Source organism: Exiguobacterium sp. KRL4, assembly GCF_001870785.1.
Taxonomy (GTDB): domain Bacteria; phylum Bacillota; class Bacilli; order Exiguobacteriales; family Exiguobacteriaceae; genus Exiguobacterium_A.
In genome coordinates this window covers 1-14,178 of sequence record NZ_MOLV01000041.1, presented here as the reverse complement: position 1 = coordinate 14,178, position 14,178 = coordinate 1, and the positions used below count along the sequence as shown (strand labels likewise).

Here is a 14,178-nt window from a genome sequence, read left to right as displayed (position 1 = left end):
GATAGGACGTTGCCAGGCAATTGAAGAAGCCGATCTGCAGATGCAGGTCGGCTTTTTTGTGTTATGTGAAACTTCTGATTGTTCTGATTATTGGTGGAGTCATTGACATGACACCTCTCGCTTGTTACCATAACATCAATATTCTTTTATAGAAGAGAAAGCGAGTGGATAACATGTGGGAGAACAAATTTGCTAAAGAAGGCTTGACGTTTGATGACGTCTTGCTCGTACCACGTCGTTCAAGTGTCTTACCGCGAGATGTAGATTTATCTGTAACATTATGTGAAGGGATCACGTTGAACATTCCTTTAATCAGTGCTGGAATGGATACTGTGACGGAAGCTCCGATGGCGATTGCGATGGCCCGTCAGGGTGGTCTTGGTGTCATTCATAAGAACATGTCAATGGAAGACCAGGCCGAGCACGTCGACCGTGTCAAACGTTCTGAGAATGGTGTCATTACAAATCCGTTTTATCTCACACCAGAACGGCAAGTATACGATGCTGAGTATTTAATGAGCAAATACCGCATTTCAGGTGTTCCGATCGTCAATAACGAAACGGAACGAAAACTGGTCGGGATTTTAACAAACCGCGACCTTCGTTTTGTTAAAGACTACTCGACGGTTATCGAAACAGTCATGACGACAGAAGAACTGGTGACGGCTAAAGTGGGCACATCATTAGAAGAAGCCGAGCAAATTCTCCATAAGCATCGAATCGAAAAGTTACCACTCGTTGATGAGAACGGTGTTTTAAAAGGATTGATTACAACAAAGGATATTGAAAAAGTGGAGCAATATCCACATGCTGCAAAAGATCCATTTGGTCGTTTGCTTGTCGCAGCGGCTGTTGGTGTCACAAAAGATGCTTCGGTTCGTGCAAAGTTTCTTGTGGATGCTGGTGTGGATGCATTGGTCGTCGATACAGCACATGGTCATTCAGAAGGGGTTCTTGTTAAAGTACGTGAACTTCGTGATGAGTATCCGAACTTGCCAATCATCGCCGGAAACGTGGCAACGGCTGAAGCGACACGTGATTTGATCGAAGCCGGTGCATCAGTCATCAAAGTGGGTATTGGACCAGGGTCGATTTGTACGACACGTGTCGTTGCTGGAGTAGGTGTACCACAAATCACAGCGGTCTTTGATTGTGCGACAGAAGCTCGTAAACATGGGATCTCGATCATTGCAGATGGTGGAATCAAGTACTCCGGTGACATCGTCAAGGCACTTGCAGCAGGAGGACATGCTGTCATGTTAGGTAGCCTGCTCGCAGGTGTGGAAGAAAGCCCTGGAGAAATGGAGATTTATCAAGGGCGTCAGTTCAAGACGTATCGTGGTATGGGATCGGAAGCCTCGATGAAACGAGGAAGTCAGGATCGTTATTTCCAAGAAGCGGATAAGAAGTTCGTTCCAGAAGGAATTGAAGGTCGTGTCGCGTATCGTGGGAAACTAGGAGACTCTGTCTATCAACTCGTTGGAGGGATTCGTTCAGGTATGGGGTATTGTGGTTCTGCTTCACTCGAAGAGTTACGTGAAGAAACACAGTTCATCCGTATGACGGGAGCCGGCTTACAAGAGAGTCATCCCCACGATATTCAAATCACAAAAGAAGCATCCAACTATACACGTCAATAATTCAAAACCCTGTCGACCAAAATTGGTCACAGGGTTTTTTTGTGGATAAGGTTGTGGATAACCTTATCGCAACTGCCACGCCGCAACGAGTTCAGCCAGTCCGCGTTCTAACGACTGTTCAGTTAAACTTGCAAATCCTAAGACAATCTGTGGATAGGTTGTGGATAACGGTAATTGGGCATAATCGGATAAACCGTAGACTCGGATGGATGCGTCCTTCGCACGTTGGAGTAACTCTTGTTCGCTCATCCCGTTCGAGACGGAAACGACGACGTGAAGTCCCGCACTTTCACCGGTTAACCGCAAAAACGGAATATCCCGTAACGAGTGGACAACAACATCCAGTTTACGGCGATAGATTTTTCGCATCCGATTTAAATGTTTCTCAAAGTCGCCTTCTTTCATGAAACGGGTCAGAATCGTCTGATCAAACCGCGATACGCTGCACGTATAATAAGGAAATTCCGTCTGATACCGTTCTAAGAGAAGACGGGGTAAAACCATGTATCCAATCCGCAAAGAAGGCATTAACGATTTTGAAAACGTACTGAGATAGATCACCCGTTCACTGTCCATGCTATGCAAAGATGGAATTGATTTTCCGCTGTATCGGAATTCACTATCATAGTCATCCTCAATGATATAGCGTGTATCGGATTCAGACGCCCAGTTGAGTAATTGACGGCGTCGGTTCACTGATAAAATACTGCCGGACGGAAATTGATGGGCCGGTGTCACGTACATGATAGTAGCTTTACTCTCAACAAGTGCCCGGATTGTCAACCCGTTTTGGTCGACAGGAATCGGTAGGGTTACCCGTTCATGACTTTCAAGAATTAGTCGAGTCGCATGATACCCCGGATCTTCAATACCATATGTGGTCCCTTTTCCTAATAAGAAGATGATTTGAGGCAATAACTGTTCCACACCCGACCCAATGATGATTTGTTCTGGAGAACAGACGACACCACGCGAATGATAGAGATAGGTCGCAATTTCAATACGTAACGATAAGTCACCTTGAGGATGTCCGAGCGATACTAACGACTGATGCTGTTCATCAATGACATCCTTGGCGTGTTTTCGCCAACGGGAGAAGGGAAACGATGAACCATCGATTTTACTTGGATGGAAATCGTACCGCATGATGGGTTGCTCACTCACACGTTGGCTCGTCATCAAGGGTGCCGTTTTGACATAAGCCAGTTCTTCATACGCCAAAACAAAGTAACCTTTTCGTGAAATCGATTCGACGTATCCTTCGGCAACGAGTTGTTGATAAGCCAGTTCAATCGTCGTTTGACTGAGGTTCAAAAACTGGCCGAGCTTTCGTTTGGATGGTAATTTTGTCCCGTAAGCCAGACGTCCTTCGATGATTTCCTGACGTATTTGTTGATAGAGCTGTTCATACAACGGACGATGACCGTCGCGGACTAACTCAAATGATAACATGTCCATGCTGTACCCCCTTTTTAACTGACCTTGTCCATTCATCATAAACTGGTACTTTTAAAATAGTCAATCAAGAATATACTAAGGAGTATCACAGGTTAAACTCACATATTTTTAGGGGGAATTATATATGATGGAACGACAACAAGGATCAAATCGTGTAAAACGGGGAATGGCAGAGATGCAGAAGGGGGGCGTCATCATGGATGTCGTCAACGCGGAACAAGCTAAAATTGCAGAGGCTGCAGGTGCTGTCGCTGTCATGGCGCTCGAACGGGTGCCATCCGATATTCGTCGGGATGGTGGAGTGGCCCGGATGGCTGATCCGCTCATTACAGAAGAAGTCTTACATGCCGTATCGATTCCAGTCATGGCGAAATGTCGAATCGGTCATATCGTCGAAGCCCGGATTCTCGAATCGTTAGGGGCGGATTTCATTGATGAAAGTGAAGTGCTGACACCAGCCGATGAAGAATATCACCTCTTGAAATCAACGTTTACGGTTCCTTTTGTCTGTGGAGCTCGCGATTTAGGGGAAGCGGCACGACGGATTGCAGAAGGTGCTGCGATGATCCGAACGAAGGGGGAACCGGGCACGGGGAACGTTGTCGAAGCCGTCCGCCATATGCGAAAGATTCAAAGTCAATTGAATCAGATTTTGCATACGCAGCCGGATGAGCTGATGACACGAGCAAAAGAGTGGGGAGCGCCTTACGAAGTCTTGCAACAGATTCAAGCAGCCGGTCGCCTTCCTGTCGTCAATTTTGCAGCAGGTGGAATTGCGACACCTGCTGACGCGGCATTAATGATGCACCTCGGAGCAGAGGGTGTCTTCGTCGGTTCAGGTATTTTTAAATCAGAACATCCGGAACGTGTCGCACAAGCAATCGTCGAGGCCGTGACATATAAGGATGATTTCGAACGAATTGCTTATTTATCGAAGGGACTCGGGACAGCGATGAAAGGCATCGACGTCACATCGATGCCATTTGAGGAACGGATGGCACCACGCGGATGGTAATCGGTATATTAGGTGTCCAAGGTGCTGTTCGGGAACATCAAGACATGCTTCAGGCACTCGACGTCGACACGGTCATCGTCAAGTCGGCAACTGACCTGGAAACAATCGACGGTTTAGTTTTGCCAGGTGGCGAATCGACGACGATGCGACGACTGATCGATCGATACGACCTGTTTGACCTCTTATGCGAAAAAATCGGAACGTTACCGATGTTCGGGACGTGTGCCGGGATGATCTTACTGGCGACCGAACTAAGTCAAGGTACTGCTCATCTCAAAGGGATTCCAATGACCGTAAGACGAAATGCTTTTGGCCGCCAAGTCGATAGTTTTGAAACACGGCTTCCAATCGAAAGGATCGGGAGCGATATCGAAGCGGTTTTCATTCGTGCCCCTTATGTGGAACGAGTTGGAGACGGTGTTCGGGTACTGGCGACAGTCTCGGATGCAGTTGTCGCTGTTGAAACGGATTTGCACCTGGCCTGTTCCTTCCATCCGGAATTGACGACAGATACACGGCTTCACCGTTATTTCATTCAAAAAATCAAACAGCGTCAAACTATTTCTGTATGAGAAGAGTCCTAAGAGGAACCAACAGTTTTTCAACTGTCGGCTCCTTTTTTTGTGCTACACTAAAAAGACATAACATCAGTTGAAGGAGAGGACCGATGAAACGTTTTTTCACACTCTTCTTGAGTGCCCTGCTACTGACGACAAGTTTGTTTCCTGTGACAAGCTATGCCGATACTCCGGCAATCAAGGCAGAATCCTACATAATGGTTGACGCCGTGACAGGGAAGGTTTTATTAGCGGAAGAAGCCGATTTGTCGTTACCTCCGGCTTCAATGACAAAGTTGATGACACTTTATTTAGTCCGTCAACAGATTGAACAAAAAAAATTATCGTGGAGTCAGACGGTCAAACCAAGTGCCAGAGTATTGAAACTGGCAGAAACGGAAGGGATTGCCCGTCTTCCGGTAAAAAAGACCTCGTATACGATTCGTGAACTCTATGACGCTGCCTTCATTAAATCGGCCAATGATGCCGCCGTTTTGCTGGCAGAAGTCGTCAGCGGAACGGAAAAGAAGTTTGTCGAACAGATGAATGCGACTGCCCGATCGCTCGGGATGAAAGATACCGAGTATGCCAATGCCTCCGGATTAGACGCTGTCGATGCGACGTTACCCGGAGCGAATCTGATGACGGCGATGGATATCGCACTTTTGATCATCCGCTACATTCAAGCATATCCTGACGTACTGGATGTCACCAAACGTTCTACGATGACAATCAACGGGACGAAAATCGAGAATTCGAATAAGATGTTGGCACGCCAACCATATGCCTATACGGGCATGCGTGGTATGAAAACAGGGACGACGGATCTTGCCGGTTACTGTTTTGCAAGTGTCGCGACACGAGGGAATTTGACACTGGTGTCGGTCGTGATGCGCACGACATCAGACAAAGCTCGTTTTACAGAAACAAAAAAATTACTCGATTACGGTTTTTCCTCTTTTGAACCGCTGACGTATTACGGAAAAGGGGAATCCATCAAACGTGTGTTACCAATTAAAGGGGCAGAACGATTGAACCATGATGTCGTGACGGAAACGTCGTTATACGTCACGGTTTCGAAAAAGCAGGCAGGACAACATCCACCGGTCTTTCATTTTTCGAAAACAGATGCGCCAGTTAAACAGGGAGAAGCGATTGGTACGGTTCAGATTGAAGATGCTGGATTGTATCTACCAGGTTTTACTGTACCGCAGACCGTTTTATACAGTGCTGAGAAAATCGAGTTAGCGAGTTTTCAGACTCGGTTATTCCGTGCAATATCTGCTTGGTCTGAAAAAATAAGCCAAGCGATTCATAAACCAACCCTTGTCAATCTTAAAGGAGATAGTGTAAAGTAAAGCTAATCTCATACATGATGTCATGAACGGACCAAGTAAAGGTGTTTATTCTGTTAAGAGAGCTAGTGGGTGGTGCGAACTAGTCAGAAGGATACTTCGAATCGAGCCGGATCACACACCTTGCGAACAAGGTGCGGGTACGCCCGTTATCGCGTCTTTAGAGTTGGCTAGTGAAACTAGCAATGAGGGTGGCAACGCGGATCCAAGGTGATTCGTCCCTCTTCGGTTTTTGAACCGGAGAGGGATGGATTGCCTTTTTTTATTGAAAAAAAGGAGGAAGAAACATGATTGATATTAAACGTCTGCGTCAGGATTTTGATGCGATTCAAGAAAAGCTCGCCCACCGAGGTGAAGATTTGACAGACATGAATCGTTTTATCCCACTCGATGAAAAGCGCCGGGAACTGATTGCAAAAACAGAAGTCCTCAAAGCCGAACGGAATGAGGCGACGAAAAAAATCGCAGAACTCAAACGGAACAAAGAAAACGCAGATGAGGCCATTGCTGCGATGCGTCAAGTCGGGGAAGAAGTCAAGGCGCTCGATGAAGAGTTACGCGAAGTCGAAGCAACACTTAACTTGTTATTGCTAGGTATCCCGAACATTCCCCATGACAGCGTTCCGATTGGTTCTTCGGAAGATGATAATGTCGTCATTCGAGAAGTCGGTGACAAACCAGCCTTTGATTTTGAAGCTGTACCGCACTGGGATTTGATGGAGCAGTTAAAAATCGTTGATGTCGAACGGGCCGGAAAAGTAACGGGCAGTCGCTTCGTCTTTTACCGCGGCGCCGGTGCTCGCCTCGAACGCGCATTGATCAACTTCATGATGGATCTCCATCAAGATAAAAATGGGTACACGGAAATCTTGCCGCCACTCATGGTCAACCGGGATTCTATGACAGGAACCGGACAACTTCCGAAATTCGAAGAGGATGCGTTCAAAGTCGAAGACACGAACTACTTCCTCGTCCCGACAGCAGAAGTACCGGTCACGAACATGCACCGGGAAGAAATTTTGTCAGCCGACCAGTTACCGATTGGTTATGCCGCATACAGCCAATGTTTCCGCTCTGAAGCAGGTTCTGCCGGTCGTGATACACGTGGCTTGATCCGTCAACACCAATTCAATAAAGTGGAACTGGTTCGTTTCGTCAAACCAGAAGAATCATACGAACAGCTTGAGTTATTGACAGGGCAAGCAGAAGACGTCTTGAAATTACTTGAACTGCCTTATCAAGTGCTCAGCATGTGTACAGCGGATCTTGGTTTCACGGCAGCGAAGAAATATGACATCGAAGTCTGGATGCCAAGCCAAGGCGTCTATCGTGAAATTTCTTCTTGTTCAAACTTTGAAGATTTCCAGGCACGTCGGGCACAAATTCGTTTCCGCCGGGAAGCGAACGGAAAACCAGAATTTGTTCATACGTTAAACGGATCTGCCTTAGCCGTTGGTCGGACCGTTGCGGCGATCCTTGAGAATTACCAGCAAGCGGATGGGTCAGTTGTTATTCCAGAAGTACTTCGTCCATACATGGGTGGACTTGAAGTCATTCAAGCATAAGTCAGGGAGGGGAGATTTTCCCCTTCTGATTTTTTAAAAAGTTTTTTTAGAAAAAGACTTTACACAATAAAACCAAGATGCTATCATAATTTATGTCAGGAAGGCGCTTGTGCAACACAACGCTCGATTATAAGTATGGAGGCGTACTCAAGTGGTTTAAGAGAACGGTCTTGAAAACCGTCAGGCGGCGAAAGCCGTGCGTGGGTTCGAATCCCACCGCCTCTTCCATTTCTTTTTTTTTACCTGAAAACTACATTTAACCTGGAGGCGTACTCAAGTGGTTTAAGAGAACGGTCTTGAAAACCGTCAGGCGGCGAAAGCCGTGCGTGGGTTCGAATCCCACCGCCTCTTCCATTTCTTTTTTTTTACCTAAAATTACATTTAATATGGAGTCGTACCCAAGCCCGGCTGAAGGGGACGGACTCGAAATCCGTTAGGGGTCGTAAGGCCCGCGTGGGTTCGAATCCCACCGACTCCGCTTATATATAAGCATCTCACGTTTTTTGTGAGATGCTTTTTTATTGCTTCAAGGGAGAGGGTCGTGCTATGTTTTCCTACATCTCAAATAGCAGAAGGAGAACTTATCATGACGATTATGAAACAAACCTTACTCACCCACTATCAAGAAACGATGGATTTTGTTCGTGGTCTTGAACATATACCGGAAGAAACATGGCGGACACCCTACGCTGAAGGGAAATGGACGGTCGCTGAGATCGTTGGACACTTATCACCGTGGGATCGGTTCCTTGTCGCGGAACGTTTACCGTATGTACTGGCGAATGAATCGTTCCGTGTGACGCCGGACAGTCAGGCGGTCAATGAAGAAGCGGCGAAGATGAGCCGGGAGCAGCAACGGATTTTGACGATTGATGAATTTTTAGTCAGCCGCGATCGTCTGCGTGTTGCCGTCGACTTGATTCCGGAAGAGCGTCTGACGGATACGTTTACGTCGAAAGGCAAAACGATTTCACTTCTTGATTTTTTAGGGGCAATGATGCAGCATGATCTTCATCACAAAACACAAATTGAACAAGTCATCGCTTCATAAGAAAAAATGCCCGTTGACGTATCCGTCAATGGGCATTTGTGTTAGCGGATTTTAGCAATCCGGGCGACTTCAAGCTGTTTATCGATTTTTGATAAAATCCGTTCAATCGATTCCGGTTCGTTTAACAGATCGTACTCATCGATCGACAAACGGAGGACAGGACAGATCGTAAAGTTGTTGATCCAGTTTGTATACCGCTCATACATCTCTTCCCAGTACTCGATCGGCGTCTGTTGCTCCATTTCACGACCGCGTAACCGGATCCGCTCAAGCACTTGTTCAAACGATCCTTCGAGATAAATCAAGAGATCGGGATGAGGGAAAAACGGCGTCATGACCATGGCGTCAAACAAACTCGAATACGTTTCGTAATCGGTAGGTGACATCGTTCCTTTTTCGAAGTGCATCTTCGCGAAAATGCCTGTATCTTCGTAAATCGAACGGTCTTGAATGAAACCCCCACCGTATTGGAAGATTTTCTTTTGTTCCTTAAACCGTTCTGCCAAGAAGTAGATCTGCAAGTGGAAGCTCCACCGCTCGAAATCATGGTAGAATTTATCGAGATAAGGGTTTGTATCGACTTTTTCAAGAGATGTCCGGAAACCAAGTGAGTCTGCTAGACCGTTCGTGATCGTCGATTTACCAATACCGACCATTCCACCAATCGTGATGACGGCATCTGCCGGGATGTTATACTTTTCGCGTAACTTCGAGTTCATGCGTGGTTCGCTCCTTCATATAATTCATTGCGGATCTTTGTCAGGACGTAATCTAAATCTTCCGGACGTTTGACGAAGTCGAGTTCATCTCCGTTAAATCGAATGACTTTTACTTCTGGATGTTTTAACTGATAGTCTGTGACGAACGTTTCGTAGTCAGCTGCGAGTTGTTCGAGATAGGCACGTGACATGTTTTCTTCGATCTCACGCCCCCTTAGCGCAACACGTTTCATCAACGTATCGATGCTCGCATCTAAATAGATGACGGCATCCGGTTTTGGCATATCCGTCGTCAGAATTGAATAAATTTGTTCATATTTATCAATATGTTCGACTTTTAGAGAACGATGGGCAAAAATGAGATTTTTAAAGATATGATAATCAGCGACGACAGAGCGTTGCTTGCTAAGATAGTGACGATCGATGTCATCGAGTTGCTTGAAGCGATTACACAAGAAGAACATTTCCGTTTGGAAACTCCATTCTTCGATATCTTCATAGAACTTTCCAAGAAAGGGATTTTCTTCGACGATTTCGCGTAACATAGAAAATGAGAAATGGTGACTGATGGCGTTTGCAAGTGAAGTTTTGCCAACACCAATTGGTCCTTCAACCGTTATGAACATATTCAATTACCCTCCGTTCAGCAAAGTGCAATTTATATTTTAGCACAAAGAAGCGGCACCTGCCGAAGTTTCAAGGAGAGAATTTTTGTGAAGATAGGAAGTGGAAAGATGGAACGGCATGAACACTATATGCGCCTTGCAATGCAGGAAGCAAAAAAAGCGGAAGCAATCGGTGAAGTTCCGATTGGTTGCGTCATCGTCAAAGGAGACGAGGTCATTGCTTCCGGTTACAACCACCGTGAAACGAATCGTCAAGCGACGGCTCATGCCGAGTTATTGGCGATTGAATCAGCATGCCAAAAGCTTGCCAACTGGCGTCTAGAAGGGTGTGAGCTTTACGTAACACTCGAACCTTGTCCGATGTGTGCCGGAGCCATCATGCTGTCGCGGATCGAACACGTCATTTTTGGTGCGGTGGATCCAAAGGGTGGATGTTGTGGAACATTGATGAATCTTGTGCAGGATGAACGGTTTAATCATGTGTCACAAGTGACGGGTGGTATCCTTGAACAGGAGTGCGGCGAGATGCTGACTGCGTTTTTCCGAGAGCTCCGGGCGAAAAAGAAACAACAGAAACGGGCAATGGGTTGCAACGGAACGAATGAAACAGTATAATGAAAAAGCACTCGAAACAAGTGCCACTAAAATACGATAAACCATTTGCCGTGCTAGGTGGGGATGTAGCGGTTCCCTGTCACTCGCAATCCGCTATAGCGAGACTGAATTCCATATCGAGGGATAGGATTGGTGTGGTCTGCCTTACGTAAGTAGCGTTGACGTCTGAGTCCTGCGCAACAGATACCCATGAACCAGGTCAGGTCCGGAAGGAAGCAGCCTTAAGTGGTGCTCTCTGTGTGCCGCGGGAGTGCTTGGACTGAGCAGGCTGCGTGAGTAACGCATGTTGAACCTATTTCAGAATATGGTGCGCGGCAGTTTAATTTTAGATAACAAGTCTACAGCCGGTTCCGGTTGTAGACTTTTTTAGGTAGAATAGAGTCAGGATCATAAAAAGAGGAGGCGCAAATTTGGCCTATCAAGCATTATATCGTGTGTACCGGCCGCAACGTTTTGATGAAGTCGTCGGGCAAGCCCATATTACCCGGACGATTCAAAACGCCTTGATGGAAGAACGGATGTCGCATGCCTATCTGTTTTCCGGACCACGTGGGACGGGGAAAACCAGTCTGGCAAAAATCATTGCCAAGGCAATCAACTGTGAACAAGCGCCTGTAAATGAACCGTGCAACGAATGTCCGACATGTCGAGCGATTACGGAAGGTTCAAGTCCGGACGTCTTTGAGATTGACGCGGCATCGAATAACGGTGTCGACGAGATTCGAGAAATCCGGGATAAGGTCAAATATCCACCGTCCGAAGCAGCCTATAAAGTCTACATCATCGATGAAGTCCATATGTTATCGACCGGCGCCTTCAATGCCTTACTAAAAACATTGGAAGAGCCGCCTGCCCATGCGATCTTCATCTTAGCGACGACAGAACCCCATAAGATACCGGCGACGATCATCTCACGCTGTCAACGTTTTGACGTCAAGCGTCATGAAGTCGATCAATTGATGGAACGGATGCAATACATCTTATCGGATCAAACGATTGGTTACACCGAAACGGCGTTACGCTTAATTGCCCGGGCAGCGGATGGCGGGATGCGGGATGCATTAAGTTTACTGGATCAAGCCGTCGCTTTTTCGAATGGTGATCTAACGGATACAGCCGTACTGGAAGTAACCGGAGCAGTGGAAGACGAGGCATTGCTTGCTGTCGCAAATGCCCTACAGGCACATCAAGTCGATCAACTTCTACAAACACTTGAAAAAATGCAACGGTCCGGGAAAGATTTAAAACGGTTTGTGGAAGATCTGGTATTCTTCTACCGGGATACGTTGTTACTCAAAACGTCACCGACGGCAGTTGACCTCTTAGAGCGAGCCCGTCCGACGGAAGCGTTCAAAACGTTCGTCGAGACGATTGAGACGGAAACGTGTTTTCACATCATTGAACAGTTGCATGATTGTCAGCAACAGATGCGTTTAACGAATCATCCACGTGTTTTAGTTGAAATTGCCTTCATTCAGATTGCTGAACAGGGTCGAACGACAGGACAAATCGTCCAAACCTTACAACAAGAAGTCCGGGAACTAAAAGAACAGATGCATCAATTGAAAGTGACGGGTGTACCTGTTGCTGAAAATACACCTGCTCAGCCGGTCAAACGAAAACAGGCGCGACCGACTGTCCGGATTGCCAAGGAACGGATCAGACAAATGTTGAGCCGAGCGGAAAAGGCGCAGCTTCTTGAAATTCAGGAACGTTGGGATGCGATTTTGAAATTGATCTTGAAGCAGGATGGACCGATCTATTCCTTAGTCCATGAAAGTAAACCGGTTTTATGTTCAGGGGATACGTTGTTGATTGAATTTGATAATAGTAAAGGGTGGCATTTTGAACAGGTCATGACGAATGAGCGGACACGTTTCGTCATCGAAGAAGCCTTGTTTGAAGTCTGTGGCGTCAAACGTCAAATCCTTGCGATTCTCGATAATGACTGGAAAGAACTAAAAGCAGAGTTTGTTGCGAAACGAAATAGTAGTAATATAGAAGAGAAAGAAGTGGCGGTCGAATCGGAAGAAGATCGGCTGTTGTCCGAGACGCTCGGACGATTTGGTGATATCGTAGAATTTGAAGACTAATTTCAGTTAGAGGAGGAACAATTATGCGCGGTATGGGAAACATGAACAACATGATGAAACAAATGCAAAAGATGCAAAAAGATATGGCGAAAGCCCAAGAAGAGTTAAAGGATTTGACGGTTACGGGAACAGCTGGAGGCGAAATGGTCTCCGTCGTAGCAGATGGTCACAAAAATATCATCGATGTCATCATTAAAGAAGAAGTCGTGGATCCGGATGACGTGGAAATGATTCAGGACTTGGTTCTTGCTGCGACGAATGATGCTTTGAAAAAAGTCGATGAACTCGTTTCGAGTAAGATGGGTAAATTTACACAAGGAATGAACATGCCGGGAATGTTTTAAACTGTAGGGGGAAACGAATTGCAATATCCTGAAGCAATCAGCCGCTTAATCGAAAGTTTTACGAAGTTACCAGGGATTGGTCCGAAAACGGCTGTTCGTCTTGCGTTTCATGTCCTTGATATGGAGGAAGATGATGTGCTGATGTTCGGAAAAGCCCTGGTAAGTGCGAAACGAGATATTTCTTATTGTAGTATCTGTGGAAATATCACAGATAAAGATCCCTGTTACGTCTGTTCCGATAAACATCGTAACCGGACAATTGTTTGTGTCGTTCAAGATTCACGTGATGTCATCGCGATGGAAAAAATGCGTGATTATCAAGGGTTGTATCATGTCCTGCATGGAGCAATCAGTCCAATGGAAGGAATCGGACCGGAAGATATCAACGTGTCGAGCTTATTGACACGTCTCCAAGCGGACGAAGTAATTACAGAGATCATATTGGCGACGAACCCGAATATCGAAGGGGAAGCGACGGCGATGTATCTTTCTCGATTATTGAAGCCAACCGGCATTCGCGTCACTCGGATTGCACATGGTCTTCCTGTTGGTGGTGATCTGGAGTATGCGGACGAAGTCACGCTGTCCCGTGCTATGGAGGGAAGACGGGAGTTATGAGCTGGTTTCGAAAAAAAATCCGAAACGAATATGATGAACGTTTTCTTCTAGAACTGGCGCAAGCAAAAGAGAACTATCTTATGAAACGTCATTTGCTTGAAATCAGTTATGATGATCATGGTGAGCTCAAGGCTCAAGTGAAACTGGCTGAATCTTTATATTACTTCTATATCAGAGAAGCGAAAAAAAGACGTGTCTCATTGAAGACCTTACGATCATAAAGAAACCGAAGAGGCGATCGCCTTTATTTCTAGGCGATCGCCTCTTTTTATTCTTTTTGAAATTATTTTAGTAAAAGAGTTGTCAAGATGTAACTATCGTGGTATATTAATTCTTGTCCTTAAGAGGACGAGCGCACTGAGGGAAACAAGAAAAAACTTCTTTCAAAAAGTTGTTGACTTATTGTTTCAGACTTGGTATTCTAATTGAGTCGCCAAAACAGGCGCGGACGAACTTTGAAAACTGAACGATGAGGCAAAAAACGTATCTTCGGATACAAACAATGAATGAAGCGCAAGCTTC

14 protein-coding genes, 3 tRNA genes, 1 other RNA gene and 1 other annotated feature are annotated in these 14,178 nt (G+C 46.0%); of the genes, 15 read left to right on the top strand and 3 right to left on the bottom strand.

Annotated elements, in window-relative coordinates; genetic code table 11:
• The first annotated feature begins 173 nt into the window (after positions 1 to 173).
• The gene (gene guaB / locus BLD48_RS15805) at positions 174 to 1,640 is read left to right on the top strand and encodes an IMP dehydrogenase (protein WP_026830492.1); all 1,467 of its coding nucleotides are present in this window, start codon (positions 174 to 176) and stop codon (positions 1,638 to 1,640) included.
• 63 nt (positions 1,641 to 1,703) lie between these two features.
• Here guaB and pdxR read toward each other — a convergent pair whose 3' ends face one another.
• Positions 1,704 to 3,098, bottom strand: coding sequence for a MocR-like pyridoxine biosynthesis transcription factor PdxR (gene pdxR / locus BLD48_RS15800; protein ID WP_071501012.1), 1,395 nt, complete (start codon positions 3,096 to 3,098; stop codon positions 1,704 to 1,706).
• 127 nt (positions 3,099 to 3,225) lie between these two features.
• On the opposite strand from pdxR, the gene pdxS reads away from it, so the two are divergent.
• From pdxS to BLD48_RS15760, 8 genes are all read left to right on the top strand, one after another.
• Positions 3,226 to 4,113, top strand: coding sequence for a pyridoxal 5'-phosphate synthase lyase subunit PdxS (gene pdxS, locus BLD48_RS15795; RefSeq protein ID WP_201723169.1), 888 nt, complete (start codon positions 3,226 to 3,228; stop codon positions 4,111 to 4,113).
• The gene (pdxT, locus tag BLD48_RS15790; RefSeq protein ID WP_071501010.1) at positions 4,107 to 4,685 is read left to right on the top strand and encodes a pyridoxal 5'-phosphate synthase glutaminase subunit PdxT; all 579 of its coding nucleotides are present in this window, start codon (positions 4,107 to 4,109) and stop codon (positions 4,683 to 4,685) included. The genes pdxS and pdxT overlap by 7 nt, the downstream gene beginning before the upstream one ends.
• Positions 4,686 to 4,780: 95 nt before the next feature.
• The gene (locus BLD48_RS15785; RefSeq protein ID WP_071501009.1) at positions 4,781 to 6,028 is read left to right on the top strand and encodes a D-alanyl-D-alanine carboxypeptidase family protein; all 1,248 of its coding nucleotides are present in this window, start codon (positions 4,781 to 4,783) and stop codon (positions 6,026 to 6,028) included.
• A 13-nt stretch (positions 6,029 to 6,041) separates the two neighbouring features.
• Positions 6,042 to 6,251, top strand: a binding site (T-box leader).
• 61 nt (positions 6,252 to 6,312) lie between these two features.
• Positions 6,313 to 7,590, top strand: coding sequence for a serine--tRNA ligase (gene serS, locus BLD48_RS15780; RefSeq protein WP_071501008.1), 1,278 nt, complete (start codon positions 6,313 to 6,315; stop codon positions 7,588 to 7,590).
• 137 nt (positions 7,591 to 7,727) lie between these two features.
• A tRNA-Ser gene (locus BLD48_RS15775) sits at positions 7,728 to 7,818 on the top strand.
• Between the two features lie 35 nt (positions 7,819 to 7,853).
• Positions 7,854 to 7,944, top strand: a tRNA-Ser gene (locus BLD48_RS15770).
• A gap of 34 nt (positions 7,945 to 7,978) precedes the next feature.
• Positions 7,979 to 8,068 (top strand) — tRNA-Ser (locus BLD48_RS15765).
• A gap of 108 nt (positions 8,069 to 8,176) precedes the next feature.
• Positions 8,177 to 8,641 carry a DinB family protein gene (locus tag BLD48_RS15760; protein WP_071501007.1) on the top strand — a complete coding sequence of 155 codons (465 nt, stop codon included), beginning with the start codon at positions 8,177 to 8,179 and terminating at the stop codon, positions 8,639 to 8,641.
• 41 nt (positions 8,642 to 8,682) lie between these two features.
• Here the strand turns inward: BLD48_RS15760 and BLD48_RS15755 are convergent, their stop codons facing one another.
• A complete protein-coding gene (locus BLD48_RS15755; RefSeq protein WP_014969073.1) occupies positions 8,683 to 9,360 on the bottom strand; it encodes a deoxynucleoside kinase in 678 nt (225 codons plus the stop codon).
• Positions 9,357 to 9,986 (bottom strand): deoxynucleoside kinase, encoded by a 630-nt coding sequence (locus BLD48_RS15750; RefSeq protein WP_014969074.1) that lies wholly within the window; start codon positions 9,984 to 9,986, stop codon positions 9,357 to 9,359. The genes BLD48_RS15755 and BLD48_RS15750 overlap by 4 nt, the downstream gene beginning before the upstream one ends.
• 108 nt (positions 9,987 to 10,094) lie before the next feature.
• On the opposite strand from BLD48_RS15750, the gene tadA reads away from it, so the two are divergent.
• The 6 genes from tadA to BLD48_RS15720 all read left to right on the top strand — a co-directional run bounded on the left by tadA (position 10,095) and on the right by BLD48_RS15720 (position 13,877).
• Positions 10,095 to 10,601: a tRNA adenosine(34) deaminase TadA gene (tadA, locus tag BLD48_RS15745; protein WP_071501006.1), complete on the top strand. Its 507-nt coding sequence runs from the start codon at positions 10,095 to 10,097 to the stop codon at positions 10,599 to 10,601.
• Between the two features lie 48 nt (positions 10,602 to 10,649).
• An RNA gene (ffs, locus tag BLD48_RS15740) (signal recognition particle sRNA large type) lies at positions 10,650 to 10,916 on the top strand.
• A gap of 95 nt (positions 10,917 to 11,011) precedes the next feature.
• The gene (gene dnaX, locus BLD48_RS15735) at positions 11,012 to 12,694 is read left to right on the top strand and encodes a DNA polymerase III subunit gamma/tau (protein ID WP_071501005.1); all 1,683 of its coding nucleotides are present in this window, start codon (positions 11,012 to 11,014) and stop codon (positions 12,692 to 12,694) included.
• A 23-nt stretch (positions 12,695 to 12,717) separates the two neighbouring features.
• Positions 12,718 to 13,038, top strand: coding sequence for a YbaB/EbfC family nucleoid-associated protein (locus BLD48_RS15730; protein ID WP_012368932.1), 321 nt, complete (start codon positions 12,718 to 12,720; stop codon positions 13,036 to 13,038).
• Positions 13,039 to 13,056: 18 nt separating this feature from the next.
• The gene (gene recR / locus BLD48_RS15725; protein WP_014969077.1) at positions 13,057 to 13,656 is read left to right on the top strand and encodes a recombination mediator RecR; all 600 of its coding nucleotides are present in this window, start codon (positions 13,057 to 13,059) and stop codon (positions 13,654 to 13,656) included.
• On the top strand, positions 13,653 to 13,877 hold the full coding sequence (locus tag BLD48_RS15720) for a YaaL family protein (RefSeq protein ID WP_071501004.1): 225 nt from the start codon (positions 13,653 to 13,655) through the stop codon (positions 13,875 to 13,877). Before recR ends, BLD48_RS15720 begins: the two co-directional genes overlap by 4 nt.
• Positions 13,878 to 14,178: the final 301 nt, after the last annotated feature.